Here is a 17622-nt window from a genome sequence, read left to right on the forward strand (position 1 = left end):
GTCACTGAAAGTGGGTAGAATGCGGTTTTTTTCCAGCCTGGGGGTGCGCTTTGCGCGAAATTGTCCTGATTAACATCACGGGGGAAGACCGACCAGGTCTCACCGCCGCCATTACCGGTGTTTTGGCCCAGGGTGGTGTGAACATTCTCGATATCGGCCAGGCGGTGATCCACGACACCCTGTCGTTCGGGATTCTGGTGGAAATTCCCAGCACCGAGCAGGCGTCGTCCGTCCTCAAGGACATCCTGTTTACCGCGTACAAGCTGGATCAGCAGGTGCGCTTTACCCCGGTGTCCGAAGAGGATTACCGGCAGTGGGTGTCCGGCCAGGGCAAAAAGCGCCATATCGTGACCTTGTTGACCCGCAAAGTGACGGCTGAGCAGTTGCAGCGCGTCAGCTCGATCACCGCGCAATACGGTTTGAATATCGACCATATCGACCGTCTGTCGGGCCGCATGCCATTGGACACGCCGGCTGACCAGGGCAAGGGCTGCATCGAATTCTCCGTGCGCGGCGAGCCGGCCGACCCCCAAGCCTTGCGTGCCGACTTCCTGAGCGTGGCCCAGGAGCTGAATGTCGATATCGCCTTCCAGGAAGACTCGCTGTTCCGCCGCAACCGCCGCCTGGCGGTGTTCGATATGGACTCCACGCTGATCGAAGCCGAAGTCATCGACGAACTGGCCAAGGCTGCCGGTGTGGGTGAGCAAGTCTCCGCGATTACCGAGCGCGCCATGGCCGGCGAGCTGGACTTTCGCGCCAGCTTCAAGGAACGCCTGGCGCTGCTCAAAGGCCTGGATGTCAGCGTACTGGATTCGATCGGCGCCTCCCTGCGCCTGACCGAAGGCGCCGAAACCCTGTTCGCCGAACTCAAGCGCCTGGGCTACAAGACCGCGATCCTGTCCGGCGGCTTCAGCTACTTCGCCAAGCAATTGCAGGCCAAGCTGGGTATCGACTATGTGTTCGCCAACGAGCTGGAAGTGGTGGATGGCAAGGTGACCGGTGTGGCCGTGGAGCCGATCGTCGACGCGCAGCGCAAGGCCGACTTACTGCGGGAATTGGCGCACAAGGAAGGTTTGCGTCTGGAGCAGACCATTGCGGTCGGCGACGGTGCGAATGACTTGCCGATGCTGGCGATTGCCGGGTTGGGCGTGGCGTTTCGCGCCAAGCCGCTGGTCAAGCAATCGGCCAAGCAGGCGATTTCGACCCTTGGGTTGGACGGTGTGCTGTATTTGCTGGGCTTTCGCGACCGCGACGGCCAGCTCTAACTGACAAAATGCGGTTAAAAATGTGGGAGGGGGCTTGCCCCCGATGGCGGTGGCTCAGCTACAAATAAGTGACTGACCCACCGCTATCGGGGGCAAGCCCCCTCCCACATTGGATTTTCGGTGTTTGAATCAGGCTTTCGGTGAACCGATACCCTGACCCATCTGCACCGGCGAACCCGCCACCAGTGCTTCTGCCCACGTCACCTGATCTGGCCCGAACAGCACGATCGCAGTCGAACCCAGCTTGAAGCGGCCCAGCTCCGCACCTTTCTCCAGGTGGATCGGCGCACGCGCGGCTTCGTCGTAGCGGAAGGTTTTCAGCGCGCGCTTGGGCGGCGTGACCAGGCCGGCCCATACGGTTTCAATCGACGCCACAATCATCGCACCGACCAATACCACGGCCATCGGGCCGCGTTCGGTGTCGAACAGGCAGACAACACGCTCGTTACGCGCAAACAGCTCCGGCACGTTCTCGGCGGTGGTCTGGTTGACCGAGAAAATCCGCCCTGGCACGTAGACCATCTCACGCAAGGTGCCCGCCAGTGGCATATGCACCCGGTGGTAGTCCTTCGGCGACAGGTAGATGGTGGCGAAATCGCCGCCCATGAACGGCGCAGCCACGGCCGCATCGCCGCCCAGCAATTCCAGCACACTGAAACTGTGGCCCTTGGCCTGGAACACGCGACCATGTTCGATCGGGCCGAGCTGGCTGACGGCGCCATCGGCGGGGCTCAGGACGGCGCCCGGGGTTTGATCCAGTGGGCGCGCGCCGTCTTTCAGGGCGCGGGTGAAGAATGCGTTGAAGTGCTCGTAGGCAGTCACGTCTTCAGCCAGTGCCTGGGACATGTCCACCTGATAGCGCTTGGCGAACCAAGTGGTGAAGGCGTTCTTGAACCAGCGCACGCGGCACTCGGCAATGCAGCCGGCCAGGCGCGACAGCAGGTGGTGCGGCAGCAAGTACTGGCTGAGGATGAACAACTGCTTTTTCATTAACTGTCCTTAAACCTTAAATCTCGACGGGGGTGTCGGGGTGGTTGCCCCATTCGCCCCAGGAACCGGCATAACCTTTGACTCGCGGATAACCGAGCGCCTTGGCCACCAGGTAGGTGAAGCCAGAGCGGTGGTGAGTCTGGCAGTGGGTGATGATTTCTTTGTCGCGGGTCAGCCCGAGGTTTTCGAGGATCTGTGGCATGTCGCGGCGGATGCGCAGGTCGCGCGCCTTGTCCATGCCGGCGGTCCATTCGAAGTTCACGGCGCCGGGGATGTGACCGCCCTTGGCTGCCAGGACTTTTTCGCCGGAATATTCCAGCGGGCCGCGTGCGTCCCAGATGCCCAGGTCGGCAGCGCCAAGACGGCTTTGCAGGTATTCGCGGGTCGCGGTGGGGCCGTCATGCAAGGTGAGGCTGACTGGCCCGCCAGCCGGGGCCGGCACCTCGGTAGACAGCGGGTGCTTGTCTGCCAGCCACGCCACCAGGCCGCCGTCGAGGTAGTGGTATTTCGTGTGGCCGATCACGTCGAGCAGCCAGATAAAACGTCCGGCCCAGCCACCGCCTTCGTCGTCATAGACCACGTAGGTCGCGTCCGGGGTGTGGCCCAGTTCGCCGAACAGTTTCTCCAGATCAGCCTTGTTCGGCAACAGACCGGGGGCTGGCGCCTGGCCCAGTTGGGTGCGCTTGGGGTCAACGAAATGCGCGCCGGGGATATGCCCTTCGGCGTAGCGGGCGGCGCTGGTGAGGTCCACCAGAATCAGCTGGTCGGCATCGAGGCGGCCAAGCAGGTCGCTGGATTCGATCACCAGCGGCAAGCCAGAGAAGTCAGGCATGTGAGGTCTCCTGGGCACAAATGTTGGCGATAAAAGACGGCGATTGTAGCGCAAGCATCAACCGGTGCGGTTGGTAAAGCTGTGCAGGGCTTTTTCGATGCATTGAGCGGTTTTACCGAAGGCCTGCACGGTGGTTTCCGAGAGCGGCCCACCACCCTGGTCGGCGATCATCACCATGACCACCCGGCCATTGCAGCTCAGTGAGCGCAACAGCAGGTGTTCGCCGTTGAACAGGCGACGCAGGATCGGCGGCAACAATGCGGCGAATTGCGCGTGGTTGTCGGGCGTGAAGCGCACTTGGGCGGGTTTTTCGAGCATGCGTTGCAGCAGCGTGCTGTTGACCACGTCCAGGCTCAAGTTCGTGGCGTCCTTCGGCAGGCCGGCGGCCTGGTGGACGCGCAAGGTGCTCAGGGCGCGATCCGCCATGAACAGCAAGACGCGCTGCATGCCGCTGGCCTCCAGGGCTTCCTTCGCGCAGGTGGTCAGGTGCATGGCGTTGGCGAAGCGGCTCGGCTCCACCAGCAGTTCGGTGCAACGCTTGCGCCAAACGGCCAGGGCCTCGGCCGTCGGCGGCGGTGCGGGCAGCAGGCCGCGATGGATTTTCTGTACATGCCACGGCCAGATCAGCGACAGCGCCGGGTGCCAGAGGTCGGGCATCAAGGTTGCGCGAGCGTTGATCACCGCTTGCTGGTGAACCTGTTGCTGCACCTCGCTCAACGGCTGTTGCAGGTACAGCGCGGTGAGGTATTGCCAGCGTTCGGTGTGCGGGCAGGTCCAGGACTCCTGGGCCGACATCGCCAGGCCGTTGGCCAGCAACACCGTATTGGCCGGCTGGTTCAGCCAGCGCCGCAAATTGGGCTCGGCATCCAGCAGTTGTTGCTGGCGCAGTGGGTCGTCTTCCCGGGCGATGTGCAGTGCCTTGACCAGCAGGCGTTGCTCGGTCAGCAACAGGTGATAGCCCTGGGATACCCAGATCGGCAGGTGCCAGGTTTCGGTCAAGCCGAGGCACAGGTCCAGCAGGCGCACGCCGAACAATTCCTGCTCGACCCGGCGCGCCGATTGGCCTTTGTGGATCACCCGCAACTCCCATTCTTCCAGGAGCTTGGGGTAGGCCACCGCCATCGGCCACAACGGCGCCAGAAACAGCAGGCTGCCCCAGTGGATGTCCTGCCACAACCGCGCCAGGCGGCTGGCGAACAAACCGCTGGCTTGCTGCGACGCATGCCGGCTGACCAGCACCAGTTGGCGAAAGGCGACGGGGATTTCATTCATCGGCACCGACGGCAGCCGTGCCAGCAGGTCCTCGGCGCGTTTGAGGCCGAGACGGTTAAGTGCCACCTCAAGGTTTTCTGCCGGTTCCGCCAGGCTGCCATGGGTGTGGCTGTTGGCCTCGCGCATCACGCTGAGCACCAGCGACGGGCTGCCCTGCATCAGCTCGGCAATATCTCGCAAAGAACTGCGACTGTCGCGGATGGCTTTGCACACGCGTTCGTGGCTGGCCTGGGGAACGGGCAACCGGACTTCGTCCAGGCACTTGATCCAAGCGGCGAGAGAGATGGGTCTTACAGATGGGTCTGTCTTTTCATTGGCCATGATTGGGGCGCGATCATCACTTACTTCAACACGCCCTGAACGGGCCGAACTGGCTTTTCGCCTTGACGGCCTATAGTCTGGCGCAGTTTTGCCGATAAGTAGAACAAGAGTTTTTCAGTTACCCCAAATATGTCCATGAACCCGACGGCGCAAGTACAAAACCCCTATGGCTAAAATAATCGGCATCATCGTCGTCCTTGCAAGTGTGCTCGGTGGCTATGTCCTGTCTCACGGCAAGATTGCTGCGTTGATCCAGCCCTTCGAAGTGATGATTATTGGCGGCGCGGCATTCGGCGCATTCTTGCAGGCCAACCCCGGCTACATGACCATGCACGTGATCAAGAAGTCGCTGGGCATGTTCAGCTCGCGCTTCTCCCACACCTTCTACATGGAAGTGCTGGGGCTGGTTTACGAGATCCTCAACAAGAGTCGCCGTGAAGGCATGATGGCTATCGAAGCGGACATCGAGGACGCTGCGGCGAGCCCGATTTTCGCCAAGTACCCGGCAGTGCTCAAAGACGAGCGCATGACCGCCTACATCTGCGACTACTTGCGCATCATGTCCTCCGGCAACATGGCCCCCCACGAGCTGGAAGGCCTGTTCGACATGGAATTGTTCAGCCTCAAAGAAGAGCTGGAACACCCGTCCCACGCGGTCACCGGTATTGCCGACGGCATGCCCGGCTTCGGTATTGTTGCGGCGGTACTCGGTATCGTGGTGACCATGGCGTCCCTCGGCGAGGGCGACCAGGCGGCCATCGGCATGCACGTGGGTGCGGCGCTGGTCGGTACGTTCTTCGGTATTCTTGCGGCCTACGGTTTCTTCGGCCCGCTCGCGACCTCCCTGGCCCACGATGCCAAGGAAGAAATCAATCTGTATGAAGCGATCAAGGCCAGCCTGGTGGCTTCGGCCTCCGGCATGCCGCCTTCGCTGGCGGTGGAATTCGGTCGTAAGGTGCTGTACCCGAAACATCGCCCGAGTTTTGCCGAGCTGGAACAAGCGGTTCGCGGTCGCTAAGCCATGGAAAACAACCAGCCGATAATCATCAAGCGCGTCAAGCGCTTCGCTGCGGGGCACCATGGTGGCGCCTGGAAAATCGCCTTCGCCGACTTTGCAACGGCGATGATGGCGTTCTTCCTGGTGCTGTGGCTGATGTCCACCGCGACCCCCGAGCAAAAGATCGCCATCGCCGGTTACTTCAAAGACCCGATTGGTTTCTCGGAAAGCGGCACGCCCTTCGTGATCGACCTGGGCGGTTCGCCGCAGTTGGCGCCGGAGCGCACCATCAATCCTGAGGTCAAGACCGAGGCGCCGCAGGAAAACATTCCGATCGAGCGCAAAACCGTCGAAAGCCTGGCCGAACAGGTCGAGCAGGAACGCCTCGAATTGTTGCTGAAGGAGTTGCAGACCAAGGTTGACGAAAACCCGCAGCTGCTGAAATTCAAGGATCAGATTTCGTTCGAGATCACCCCGGACGGTTTGCGCATCCAGATCACCGACGCCGCCAACCGGCCGATGTTCGACTCCGGCAGTGCGCGGTTGAAACCGTACTTTGAAGACATCCTGCTGGCCATGGCCGACACCATCAAGGCAGTGCCGAACAAGATCAGCGTCAGCGGCCATACCGATGCCAAGCCGTATGCGGGGCAAGGCGATTTCGGCAACTGGGAACTCTCGGCCAACCGCGCCAACGCCGCCCGGCGTGCGTTGGTGGCCGGCAGCTACCCGGACTCGCAAGTGGCGCGGGTGGTGGGTTTTGCTTCGTCGCAGCTGTTTGATGCCAAGGACCCGTTCAACCCGATCAACCGCCGGATCGATATTGTTGTGCTGACCAAAAAGGCTCAGCGTGCGATTGAAGGTGATCAGCCGCCACCGCCACCGCCACCGACCCCAGATGCGGGTGCGCAGGGCGGAGCACCGGTCGACCCGAACGCTATTCCGCCGGGGCAGGAGCCATTGCCGGCGCATGAGCTGCGGCAGAAGTTGAACCTGTTCGAGGGTGGCGGGATGAAAGACCCTACGGTGCCGGGTACGGGATCGTAAGCCGCATACAACAAGGCCGCGATAAACGCGGCCTTGTTGTATGCGCTGTTTAGTAACTGCTCTCTGGCAAGCTCGCAATAATCGACCGATAGCTGTTCATCCGCTGCTGCTGCACGCGGCCATCTTCCAGCGCCTTGAGCAGGGCACAACCGGGTTCGCGGTCGTGTTTGCAGTCGCGGAAGCGGCAGGTGCCGATCAGGTCGTTGAACTCGATGAAACCGGCTTCCACGTCGCTGCGGCTGACATGGCCGAGGCCGAATTCACGAATGCCTGGGGAGTCGATCAGCTCACCGCCGCCGGGGAAGTGGAACAACCGCGCGGTGGTGGTGGTGTGGGTGCCCTGGCCGGACAGCTCCGACAGCGGGCCGACACGGGTGTCGACTTCCGGCAGCAGGCTGTTGACCAGCGATGACTTGCCCACGCCAGACTGGCCGACGAATACGCTGATGCGCCCGTCCAACTGTTGTTGCAGTTGTTCCATGCCATTGCCGTGATGGGCCGACACTTCCAGCACCGGGTAGCCCAGGGTGCGGTAGACCGCCAGCAACGCGTTGAGCGCCGGGGCGTTCTGTTCGTCGATCAGGTCGAATTTGTTCAGCAACAACAGCGGACGAATGCCCGCATGCTCGGCTGCGACCAGATAACGGTCGATCAGGTTGGCATGGGGCTCGGGCAGGGGCGCGAAGACGATGACGATCATGTCGACGTTGGCCGCCACCGGCTTCAACTGGCCGCGGCTGTCGGGGCGGCGCAGTTCGGTGGTGCGAGGCAGTTGGGCGACGATCACGCCGATGCCTTGGTTGCCGGCACGCCACACCACTCGGTCGCCGGTCACCAGCGCCGGCAGGTTGGCGCGCAGGTGGCAGCGGAAGACCTGGCCGGCGAGCTCGCCTTCGAGCGCCTCGACTTCGACCTGCACACCAAAGTGCGCGATCACCAGGCCCGTTTGTTCGGGGCCCAGGTCGCCGCCCTCGAGCGCTTCCACGGCGGAGGATTCACGTTTGGCGGCGCGTGCGGCGCGTTCGCCCTGAATCTTTTCGATGCGCCAGTTTTGGCGACGGTTGAGCTGGCGTTTGGCCATTGGTGTTCCGTGTCGATAATGCAAAGGTTAGGTAAAACGGTCGCGAGTCTAGCACGGCCCCGCCTGCTAAACTGTGCGGCTACGCCAAGGTGCCAAGAGAATCAAGCCATGCAAAACCCACAAAATCTGATTTGGATCGATCTGGAAATGACCGGTCTGAACCCCGACACCGACGTCATCATCGAGATGGCGACCATTGTCACCGACAGCAACCTCAATACCTTGGCCGAAGGTCCGGTGATCGCCATCCACCACAGCGACGCCATCCTCGCCACCATGGACGAGTGGAACACCCGCACCCACGGCAACTCCGGCCTGACCCAGCGCGTGCGTGACAGCCGCATCAGCATGGCCGAAGCCGAAGCCGAAACCATCGCCTTCCTGGAAAAGTGGGTGCCCAAGGGCAAGTCGCCGATCTGCGGTAACAGCATCTGCCAGGACCGCCGCTTTCTTTATACCCACATGAAGGCACTGGAAAGCTACTTCCACTACCGCAACCTGGATGTGTCCACTCTTAAGGAGCTGGCCGCGCGCTGGGCGCCGGAAGTCAAAGACAGCTTCCATAAAGGCAGCGCTCACTTGGCGCTGGATGATATTCGTGAGTCGATCGCCGAGTTGCAGCACTACCGCAAGCACTTCATCAAGGCTTGATGCATGGGGCGTCTCGGTCTTTCGCCAAGCGCCCTCTTTTGGTGCCATCAGCAAATGATTAGACTGCGCGCCTCTTTGAAAGGATCGCCATCATGCTGCTGATGCTCTACCTCATCGCCATCACTGCCGAAGCCATGACCGGTGCCTTGTCTGCCGGTCGGCGTGGCATGGACTGGTTTGGCGTGGTGCTGATCGCCTGTGTGACGGCGTTGGGCGGCGGTTCGGTGCGCGATGTGCTGCTCGGGCATTACCCGCTGACCTGGGTCAAGCACCCGGAATACCTGGTGCTGACGTCCGTCGCCGCGCTGGTGACGATCTTTATCGCACCGCTCATGCGCCGCCTGCGCTCGCTGTTTCTGGCGCTGGATGCCGTGGGTTTGGTCGCCTTTACCCTGATCGGCTGCATGACCGCCCTGGAAATGGGCCACGGTATGCTGGTGGCGTCGGTCAGCGGTGTGATCACCGGGGTGTTTGGCGGCATCCTGCGGGATATTTTCTGCAACGACATCCCGCTGATCTTTCGCCGTGAGCTGTACGCCAGCGTGTCATTCCTCGCCGCCTGGTTCTACTTGCTGTGTCTCTATCTGCAACTGCCGGGCGAGCAGGCGATTATGCTCACCCTGTTCAGCGGCTTTCTCCTGCGCCTGCTGGCGATCCGTTTTCACTGGGAAATGCCCAAGTTCATCTACAACGACGACGTTCATTGACGCTCGGCGTGCTGTTTCAGCGCCCATTCCACGTGTTCGCGCACCAGCTCCGAGGGGTAGTCCCGGCGCGCCTTCAAGGCTTCCAGCACCGGAATGCTCGATGGCGCATTGCCCAGGCCCACCGCCAGGTTGCGCAGCCAGCGCTCGTAGCCGGCGCGGCGTAGGGGCGAGCCTTCGGTGCTGCTGAGGAATTTATCCTCGTCCCACATAAACAGTTCGGCCAGTTGCGCGTTATCCAGGTTGTGCCGTGGCTTGAAATCGCTTTCGGCGGTGGAGCGGGCGAAACGATTCCATGGGCAAACGATCTGACAGTCATCGCAACCGAAAACCCGGTTGCCGATCAGTGGGCGCAAGTCTTCAGGGATCGCGCTCTTGAGTTCGATGGTCAGGTAGGAAATGCAGCGCCGCGCGTCCAGCACGTAAGGCCCGACGAACGCGTTGGTCGGGCAGATATCCAGACAGGCGGTACAGCGGCCGCAATGTTCGGTGGCGTGGGGCGGATCGACCGGTAGCGGCAAGTCGACAAACAGCTCGCTCAGGAAGAAGTAGCTGCCGGCCTTGCGATTGAGGACCAGGGTGTTTTTGCCGATCCAGCCCAGCCCGGCTTTCTCGGCGATGGCTTTTTCGAGCACCGGTGCGCTGTCGACAAAGGCGCGAAAGCCGAAGGGGCCGATTTGCGCCTGGATGCGTTCGGCCAGTTGCTGCACGCGCTTGCGGATCAGCTTGTGGTAGTCGCGGCCGAGGGCGTAACGGGAGATGTAGGCTTTTTCCGGTTGGGCCAGCCGTTGCGCCATGTGCGTGTCGCCGGGCAGGTAGTCCATGCGCAGCGAGACTACGCGCAAGGTGCCCGGCACCAACTCTTCGGGGTGCGAGCGTTTGCTGCCGTGGGCGCCCATGTACTCCATCTCGCCGTGGTAACCCGCGTCGAGCCAGCGTTGCAGGTGCTGTTCATGCTCGGCCAGGTCCAGGCCGCTGATGCCGACTTGTTGAAAGCCCAGCTCGCGGCCCCAGTCTTTGATCGATTGGGCGAGCGCGGGCAGATCGGAGGTAATAGCAGGCATGAGACACGGGAAACCACAGGTTAGATAGGTATAATTCTGCCAGACATCGGAGCTTGAAGACGCATGCCGCAGACAAAACACGCAATAACCGACGTTCAGCCCCTGTTGCCCGGCGATTTGCCGCAACTGGCTGCGCGTTCCCCGGACGCCCATAAAGGCCGGTTCGGTCATCTGCTGGTCATCGGTGGTGACAGAGGCTTTGGCGGCGCTGCGTTGCTCAGTGCCGAAAGTGCGCTGCGCAGCGGCGCGGGCATGGTGTCCCTGGCGACCCGCCTTGAGCACGTGCCCGCCGCATTGGCGCGCTTGCCGGAAGTCATGACCGTCGGCGTGAGTTCGGCCAACCAATTGATGGGGTTGCTGGAAAAGATCTCGGTTATCGTCATCGGTCCGGGCCTGGGCGATGCCGCCTGGGGCAAGAGCCTGCTGTCCGTCGCCGCCAACGCCAAGCAGCCGCAAGTCTGGGACGCCGATGCCTTGAATCAGCTGGCGACCGGCAGCGTAAGCCTTCCCGCCAACTGCGTGATCACCCCGCATCCAGGCGAAGCCGCGCGTTTGATGGGGATGTCGACAGCAGAGGTTCAGGCGGATCGTCTTAAGGTGGCGCGCGCGTTGAGCCAGAAATTCAACGCCGTGGCTATTCTCAAGGGGGCGGGCAGTTTGATCGCCAGCCCGGACGGCCGCGTTGCGCGTTGCGACCAAGGCCATCCGGCCATGGCGACCGCAGGGCTCGGCGACGTGTTGGCCGGCCTGGTGGGCGCGTTGCTCGCGCAGGGTATGCCCGCGTATGACGCCGGTTGCCTGGCCGTGTGGTTGCACGCCACGGCGGGAGCTCGGCAGGGCACCTTGGGTCGCGGCCTGGCTGCCAGCGACCTGATACCCGCCATTCGTCAATTGCTTGAGGAACAGTCACCGTGTCTGAAGTAATTCTTTTCCTGGCGGATGAAGCGGCAATGGTCGCCTTCGGTCATCGGATTGCCCAGGTGACAGGCGGGGCGGGGCTGATCTTTCTCGAAGGCGACCTGGGGGCGGGCAAGACCACGCTGTCCCGGGGGATCATTCGCGGGTTGGGCCATGCGGGGGCGGTGAAAAGTCCGACCTTTACGTTGGTCGAACCTTATGAGATCGGTGCGATAAGAGCCTTCCACTTTGACCTCTATCGCCTGGTAGACCCCGAAGAGCTGGAGTACATGGGGATTCGGGATTATTTCGAGGATGACGCGCTGTGCCTGATCGAGTGGCCAGATAAAGGCACAGGCTTTTTGCCAAAGCCGGACCTGACCATTACCATTACGCCGCATGATCACGGACGTCGGCTGAAGTTGTTGCCCCAGGGCGCGCGCGGTGAGTCGTGGTGCGCCGCTCTGGCATTGGAATTCAAATAATTGGTGGGGTTCGGTATGCGCTTTCGCGCGTTGGTTGCTGTCGTAGGGGTGTTGCTTGCGGCAATGACTGTCAATGCTCTGGCTGCGTCACAGGTGAAGAGTGTTCGCCTGTGGCGAGCGCCGGATAACACGCGACTGGTGTTCGACCTGTCTGGCCCGGTCCAGCACAGCGTCTTTACCCTGACGGCGCCTGATCGCCTGGTGATCGACATCAACGGTGCGAGCCTGGCCGCGCCGCTGAAAATCTCCACCGCCAACACGCCAATTACCAGCATGCGCTCGGCCCAGCGCACGCCGACCGATCTGCGCGTGGTCATCGACCTGAAAAAGGCCGTGACCCCGAAAAGTTTCGCCCTGGCGCCCAACGCCCAGTACGGCAACCGCCTGGTGGTCGACCTGTTCGACAACGCCGCGGATGCCGCACCGCCGCCCGCGCCGACGCCAAGCGTGGCGACCGTTCCGGCCGTGCCGGTCAGCCCGTCGCAACCGCAGGTCAAGTTGCCACCGCCGCCGCCGGCGCCGGCGGGTAAACGCGACATTATCGTGGTGATCGACGCCGGTCACGGCGGCGAAGACCCGGGCGCTTCCGGCTCGCGTGGCCAGCATGAAAAAGACGTGGTGTTGGCCATCGCCCGTGAATTGCAGCGCCAGGTCAGCGGCATGAAAGGCTATCGCGCCGAGCTGACCCGTACCGGCGACTACTTCATCCCGCTGCGCGGCCGCACTGAAATTGCGCGCAAGAAGGGTGCCGACCTGTTCGTCTCGATCCACGCCGACGCCGCGCCTTCGGCCGCCGCCTTTGGCGCCTCGGTGTTTGCCCTGTCGGATCGCGGCGCCACGTCCGAGACCGCGCGCTGGCTGGCCGACAGTGAAAACCGTTCCGACTTGATCGGTGGGGCCGGCAACGTGTCCCTCGACGACAAGGACAAGATGCTTGCCGGTGTACTGCTCGACCTGTCGATGACCGCCTCGCTGACCTCCAGCTTGAACGTCGGGCAGAAAGTCCTGAGCAACATCGGTCGCGTGACATCGCTGCACAAACAGCGTGTGGAGCAGGCCGGGTTCATGGTGTTGAAATCGCCGGACATCCCGTCGATCCTGGTGGAAACCGGATTTATCTCCAACTCCAACGAAGCCTCGAAACTGGCCAGCGCCAGCCACCAGCAGGCATTGGCACGCTCCATCAGTGCCGGTGTGCGCCAGTTCTTCCAGCAGAACCCGCCGCCGGGCACGTATGTCGCCTGGCTGCGCGACTCCGGGAAAATCGCCCAGGGCCCGCGTGACCATCGCGTGCAGCCTGGCGACACCCTGGCCATGCTGGCGGTGCGTTTCCAGGTGTCGCCTGCGACGTTGCGCAGCGCCAACAACCTGAAAACCGATGAGTTGAAGGTCGGCCAGGTGTTGACCATCCCCGGCACTGAATTGGCGGCACAGTAATGAGTGAATCGATCCTCAACAGCGGCTCGCGCATCGAGCTGCTCAGCCCGCGCCTCGCCAACCAGATTGCGGCGGGCGAGGTGGTCGAGCGGCCGGCGTCGGTGATCAAGGAGTTGCTGGAAAACAGCATCGACTCCGGCGCCAAGCGCATCGATGTCGACGTCGAGCAGGGCGGCGTCAAGCTGCTGCGGGTGCGTGACGACGGCAGCGGCATCTCCTCCGATGACCTGCCGCTGGCCCTGGCGCGGCACGCCACCAGCAAGATTCGCGACCTGGAAGACCTTGAACGGGTGATGAGCCTGGGCTTTCGCGGTGAGGCCCTGGCTTCGATCAGCTCCGTGGCGCGCCTGACCCTGACCTCCCGCACGCGCAGCGCCGACCAGGCCTGGCAAGTGGAGACCGAAGGCCGCGACATGGCGCCTCGGGTTCAACCGGCTGCGCATCCGGTGGGCACTTCGGTGGAAGTGCGCGACCTGTTCTTCAACACCCCGGCGCGGCGCAAATTCCTCAAGGCCGAGAAAACCGAATTCGATCACCTGCAGGAAGTCATCAAGCGCCTGGCCCTGGCGCGGTTCGACGTGGCATTCCACCTGCGTCACAACGGCAAGACCATCCTCAGCCTGCACGAAGCCAACGACGACGCCGCGCGCGCCCGGCGGGTGGCGGCGGTCTGCGGCGCGGGGTTCCTGGAGCAGGCGCTGCCGATTGAAATCGAACGCAATGGCTTGCGCCTGTGGGGTTGGGTGGGGTTGCCGACGTTCTCCCGCAGCCAGGCAGACTTGCAGTATTTCTTTGTGAACGGGCGGGCGGTGCGCGACAAACTGGTGGCCCACGCGGTGCGCCAGGCGTATCGCGACGTGCTGTTCAATGGGCGGCACCCGACGTTTGTGCTGTTCTTCGAAGTCGACCCGTCGGTGGTCGACGTCAACGTACACCCCACCAAGCATGAAGTGCGCTTCCGTGACGGGCGCATGGTGCATGACTTCCTCTACGGCACCTTGCACCGCGCGCTGGGCGATGTGCGTCCGGATGACCAGCTGTCCGCGCCGATCGTGACGGCGGTGGTTCGCCCGAGTGGCCCGGAAGCCGGCGAGTTCGGCCCACAGGGCGAAATGAGCCTGGCGGGCAACCTGCTGCAATCGCCGCAACCACAGCCGAACTACACGGCGCCGGGCTCGGGTGCGGGGGCGGGCTATCAGTATCAATACACTCCGCGTCCGCAATCGGCGGTGCCGGCGGCCGAGGCCCAGGCGGCCTATCGTGAATTCTATGCGCCGCTGCCGGGCGCTGAGCCGAGCGCGGTCGCGTTGCCCGAAGGTGGCGGGGATATTCCGCCGCTGGGCTATGCATTGGCGCAACTCAAGGGCATCTACATCCTTGCGGAAAACGCCCACGGCCTGGTGCTGGTGGACATGCACGCCGCCCACGAGCGGATCATGTACGAGCGCCTGAAAATCGCCATGGCCAGCGAAGGCCTGAGCGGCCAGCCGCTGCTGGTGCCGGAATCCCTGGCGGTCAGCCAGCGTGAAGCCGATTGTGCCGAAGAGCACGCCAGCGTGTTCCAGAAACTCGGTTTCGAACTGCAACGCCTGGGCCCGGAAACCCTGGCGATCCGCCAGATTCCCGCGCTGCTCAAGCAAGCCGAGGCCAACCGGTTGGTGGCCGACGTCTTGGCGGACCTGATGGAATACGGCACCAGTGACCGTATCCAGGCGCACATCAACGAACTGCTCGGCACCATGGCCTGCCACGGCGCGATCCGCGCCAATCGCCGCCTGGCCTTGCCGGAAATGAACGGCCTGCTGCGCGACATGGAAAACACCGAGCGCAGCGGACAATGCAACCATGGCCGACCGACCTGGACCCAAATGGGCCTGGACGATCTGGACAAACTGTTCTTGCGCGGCCGTTGATGAGTGCCTTGCCCCCCGCGATCTTCCTGATGGGCCCCACGGCCGCCGGCAAGACCGACCTGGCCATCGAGCTGAGCAAAGTGCTGCCCTGCGAGCTGATCAGTGTCGACTCTGCCTTGGTTTACCGCGGTATGGATATCGGCACGGCCAAGCCTTCAAAGGAACTGCTGGCGCACTATCCGCACCGCTTGATCGACATCATCGACCCCGCAATGAGCTATTCGGCGGCAGATTTCCGCAGCGACGCGCTGGCGGCCATGGCCGAGATCACCGCGCGCGGCAACATCCCGCTGCTGGTGGGCGGCACGATGCTCTACTACAAGGCTTTGCAGGAAGGCCTGGCGGAGATGCCGCCGGCCGACGCCCAGGTGCGCGCCGAGCTCGAAGAAGAAGCGGCGCGCCTTGGCTGGCAAGCCTTGCATGACCAGTTGGCGGCGGTGGACCCGGTGTCTGCCGCGCGCATTCACCCCAACGATCCCCAGCGCCTCAGTCGAGCCCTGGAAGTCTGGCGGGTAAGTGGTCAGACCATGACCGAGCATCGACAGCGACAATCTGCGCAAAGTGCTGACGCAGGCGCATCGGGGCGCTCACAATTGCCCTATACTGTGGCGAATCTGGCGATTGCTCCGGCAAATCGCCAGGTGCTGCATGAACGAATTGCACAAAGATTCACAATTATGTTGGAACAGGGGTTTGTGGACGAGGTCGTAGCACTGCGTTCAAGAGGTGACCTGCATCCCGGGTTGCCTTCGATACGTGCTGTAGGCTATCGCCAAGTCTGGGATCATCTGGATGGCAAGCTGACGTCAGCCGAAATGCAGGAGCGCGGCATCATTGCCACGCGCCAGTTGGCGAAACGCCAGTTCACCTGGCTGCGCAGTTGGAGCGATTTGCACTGGCTGGACAGCCTGGACAGCGACAATCTGTCACGCGCCTTGAAATACTTGGGAACGGTCTCCATATTGAGCTGAGTCCTTGCAATTGCCGTCTATCCTTGGGGGTGTGACGGCCATAAGCTATCTATTTTCCGATTTTTTATTATTGATCCTTAAAGGAGTGCGGCACATGTCAAAAGGGCATTCGCTACAAGACCCTTACTTGAATACTTTACGTAAAGAGAAAGTTGGGGTTTCCATCTACCTGGTCAACGGTATCAAGCTGCAAGGTACGATCGAGTCGTTCGACCAGTTCGTGATCCTGCTGAAAAACACCGTCAGCCAAATGGTTTACAAGCACGCTATCTCGACAGTTGTTCCAGTTCGTCCAATCCGTCTGCCTAGCGCGACCGATGGCGAACAGGGTGACGCTGAGCCAGGTAACGCCTGATAGGAGTCTCCTTTGTTCTTTGAGCGCCACGGTGGTGGTGAACGAGTGATCCTCGTTCACTTGGATGGACAGGACCCTGAGGCGCGCGAAGATCCGCAGGAGTTTCAGGAGTTGGCTAATTCGGCCGGCGCCGAGACCGTTGCGTTTTTTAACGTACCGCGTCATCGGCCAACCGCCAAATACCTGATTGGCAGCGGCAAGGTCGAGGAACTGCGCGACCTGGTCCATGCCGAGCAGGCCGATCTGGTGATCTTCAATCACATCCTCACGCCCAGTCAGGAACGTAACCTCGAACGTGTTTTCGAGTGTCGCGTGATCGACCGTACCGGCCTGATTCTCGATATTTTCGCCCAACGCGCGCGTACCCATGAGGGCAAGCTCCAGGTTGAACTGGCCCAGCTTGACCACATGAGCACCCGGTTGGTGCGTGGCTGGACTCACCTTGAGCGCCAGGGTGGCGGTATCGGCATGCGTGGCCCGGGCGAGACCCAGCTGGAAACCGACCGGCGACTGCTGCGGGTTCGCCTGCGTCAGATCAAGGGCCGGCTGGAAAAAGTCCGCAGCCAGCGCGAACAATCGCGACGTGGCCGCAGCCGCGCGGATATCCCGACCGTTTCCCTGGTGGGGTACACCAACGCCGGCAAGTCCACGCTGTTCAACAACTTGACCAAGTCGGACGTGTACGCGGCCGACCAACTGTTCGCGACCCTTGACCCGACCCTGCGCCGCCTGGAACTGGCGGACCTGGGGCCGATTGTCCTGGCCGACACAGTGGGCTTCATTCGTCACTTGCCGCACAAACTGGTCGAGGCATTTCGGTCTACGCTCGAAGAGTCGAGCAACTCCGACCTGCTGTTGCACGTGATCGATGCGGCCGAACCTGATCGCATGTTGCAGATTGAACAGGTGATGGTGGTGCTGGGCGAGATTGGTGCCCAGGACTTGCCCATCCTCGAGGTCTATAACAAACTCGATTTGCTTGAAGGCGTTGAGCCACAAATTCAGCGCGACGAGGACGGCAAGCCCCAGCGGGTCTGGTTGTCGGCGCGTGATGGCCGCGGCCTGGACTTGCTTGAGCAAGCGATTGCCGAGTTGCTCGGCAACGATTTGTTCGTCGGCACCTTGCGCTTGCCTCAGCGTTTTGCTCGACTGCGTGCACAGTTTTTCGAGTTGGGCGCGGTACAGAAAGAAGAGCACGATGAAGAAGGTGTCAGCTTGCTGGCCGTTCGATTGCCGCGCTCGGAGCTGAATCGGCTGGTCAGCCGCGAAGGCGTTATACCGACAGAGTTCATCGAACAACACACTTTGCAATAAAAGCCTGAGAAAGCGGTTGTGCCGCA

Annotated in this window: 17 protein-coding genes; 12 read left to right on the forward strand and 5 right to left on the reverse strand. The window is 62.1% G+C overall.

Features of this window, described 5'->3' with window-relative positions; all coding sequences use genetic code 11:
- Nucleotides 1-50: 50 nt before the first annotated feature.
- Complete coding sequence (gene serB / locus J2Y83_RS01905; RefSeq protein WP_253393062.1) at nt 51-1265, forward strand: phosphoserine phosphatase SerB; 1215 nt, start codon at nt 51-53, stop codon at nt 1263-1265.
- Between the two features lie 129 nt (nt 1266-1394).
- Here serB and asd read toward each other — a convergent pair whose 3' ends face one another.
- From asd to J2Y83_RS01920, 3 genes are read right to left on the reverse strand one after another with little or no spacing between them, the layout of a single operon-like run.
- The gene (asd, locus tag J2Y83_RS01910; protein WP_253393064.1) at nt 1395-2255 is read right to left on the reverse strand and encodes an archaetidylserine decarboxylase; all 861 of its coding nucleotides are present in this window, start codon (nt 2253-2255) and stop codon (nt 1395-1397) included.
- A 16-nt stretch (nt 2256-2271) separates the two neighbouring features.
- Complete coding sequence (gene rhdA / locus J2Y83_RS01915; RefSeq protein ID WP_253393067.1) at nt 2272-3087, reverse strand: thiosulfate sulfurtransferase; 816 nt, start codon at nt 3085-3087, stop codon at nt 2272-2274.
- A 57-nt stretch (nt 3088-3144) separates the two neighbouring features.
- The gene (locus J2Y83_RS01920) at nt 3145-4680 is read right to left on the reverse strand and encodes an HDOD domain-containing protein (RefSeq protein WP_253393069.1); all 1536 of its coding nucleotides are present in this window, start codon (nt 4678-4680) and stop codon (nt 3145-3147) included.
- Nucleotides 4681-4846: 166 nt separating this feature from the next.
- Here J2Y83_RS01920 and motA point away from each other — a divergent pair, with 166 nt between their 5' ends.
- Nucleotides 4847-5698 carry a flagellar motor stator protein MotA gene (motA, locus tag J2Y83_RS01925; protein ID WP_253393071.1) on the forward strand — a complete coding sequence of 284 codons (852 nt, stop codon included), beginning with the start codon at nt 4847-4849 and terminating at the stop codon, nt 5696-5698.
- 3 nt (nt 5699-5701) lie between these two features.
- Nucleotides 5702-6724 carry a flagellar motor protein MotB gene (motB, locus tag J2Y83_RS01930; protein WP_253393073.1) on the forward strand — a complete coding sequence of 341 codons (1023 nt, stop codon included), beginning with the start codon at nt 5702-5704 and terminating at the stop codon, nt 6722-6724.
- A 49-nt stretch (nt 6725-6773) separates the two neighbouring features.
- Here the strand turns inward: motB and rsgA are convergent, their stop codons facing one another.
- A complete protein-coding gene (gene rsgA / locus J2Y83_RS01935) occupies nt 6774-7805 on the reverse strand; it encodes a small ribosomal subunit biogenesis GTPase RsgA (protein WP_071491684.1) in 1032 nt (343 codons plus the stop codon).
- A gap of 108 nt (nt 7806-7913) precedes the next feature.
- Between rsgA and orn the strand changes: the two genes are divergently transcribed.
- Nucleotides 7914-8456, forward strand: a complete 543-nt coding sequence (gene orn, locus J2Y83_RS01940) for an oligoribonuclease (RefSeq protein WP_253393075.1) — start codon at nt 7914-7916, stop codon at nt 8454-8456.
- A gap of 89 nt (nt 8457-8545) precedes the next feature.
- The gene (locus J2Y83_RS01945) at nt 8546-9163 is read left to right on the forward strand and encodes a trimeric intracellular cation channel family protein (protein WP_247401860.1); all 618 of its coding nucleotides are present in this window, start codon (nt 8546-8548) and stop codon (nt 9161-9163) included.
- Here J2Y83_RS01945 and queG read toward each other — a convergent pair.
- On the reverse strand, nt 9157-10224 hold the full coding sequence (gene queG, locus J2Y83_RS01950; RefSeq protein WP_253393077.1) for a tRNA epoxyqueuosine(34) reductase QueG: 1068 nt from the start codon (nt 10222-10224) through the stop codon (nt 9157-9159). The genes J2Y83_RS01945 and queG overlap by 7 nt on opposite strands.
- 63 nt (nt 10225-10287) lie before the next feature.
- On the opposite strand from queG, the gene J2Y83_RS01955 reads away from it, so the two are divergent.
- The 7 genes from J2Y83_RS01955 to hflX all read left to right on the forward strand — a co-directional run bounded on the left by J2Y83_RS01955 (nt 10288) and on the right by hflX (nt 17596).
- A complete protein-coding gene (locus J2Y83_RS01955) occupies nt 10288-11148 on the forward strand; it encodes an NAD(P)H-hydrate dehydratase (RefSeq protein ID WP_253393079.1) in 861 nt (286 codons plus the stop codon).
- The gene (gene tsaE / locus J2Y83_RS01960; protein ID WP_253393088.1) at nt 11136-11606 is read left to right on the forward strand and encodes a tRNA (adenosine(37)-N6)-threonylcarbamoyltransferase complex ATPase subunit type 1 TsaE; all 471 of its coding nucleotides are present in this window, start codon (nt 11136-11138) and stop codon (nt 11604-11606) included. The genes J2Y83_RS01955 and tsaE overlap by 13 nt, the downstream gene beginning before the upstream one ends.
- A 15-nt stretch (nt 11607-11621) precedes the next feature.
- Complete coding sequence (locus J2Y83_RS01965) at nt 11622-13043, forward strand: N-acetylmuramoyl-L-alanine amidase (protein ID WP_253393090.1); 1422 nt, start codon at nt 11622-11624, stop codon at nt 13041-13043.
- On the forward strand, nt 13043-14956 hold the full coding sequence (gene mutL, locus J2Y83_RS01970) for a DNA mismatch repair endonuclease MutL (protein ID WP_253393092.1): 1914 nt from the start codon (nt 13043-13045) through the stop codon (nt 14954-14956). The genes J2Y83_RS01965 and mutL overlap by 1 nt, the downstream gene beginning before the upstream one ends.
- Nucleotides 14956-15927 carry a tRNA (adenosine(37)-N6)-dimethylallyltransferase MiaA gene (gene miaA, locus J2Y83_RS01975; RefSeq protein ID WP_253393094.1) on the forward strand — a complete coding sequence of 324 codons (972 nt, stop codon included), beginning with the start codon at nt 14956-14958 and terminating at the stop codon, nt 15925-15927. The genes mutL and miaA overlap by 1 nt, the downstream gene beginning before the upstream one ends.
- Nucleotides 15928-16021: 94 nt before the next feature.
- The gene (gene hfq / locus J2Y83_RS01980) at nt 16022-16282 is read left to right on the forward strand and encodes an RNA chaperone Hfq (protein ID WP_017849756.1); all 261 of its coding nucleotides are present in this window, start codon (nt 16022-16024) and stop codon (nt 16280-16282) included.
- Between the two features lie 12 nt (nt 16283-16294).
- Nucleotides 16295-17596, forward strand: a complete 1302-nt coding sequence (gene hflX / locus J2Y83_RS01985) for a ribosome rescue GTPase HflX (RefSeq protein ID WP_247398214.1) — start codon at nt 16295-16297, stop codon at nt 17594-17596.
- Nucleotides 17597-17622: the final 26 nt, after the last annotated feature.

Origin of the sequence: Pseudomonas marginalis (genome assembly GCF_024169655.1) — a bacterium.
Taxonomy (GTDB): Bacteria; Pseudomonadota; Gammaproteobacteria; order Pseudomonadales; family Pseudomonadaceae; genus Aquipseudomonas; species Aquipseudomonas paraveronii.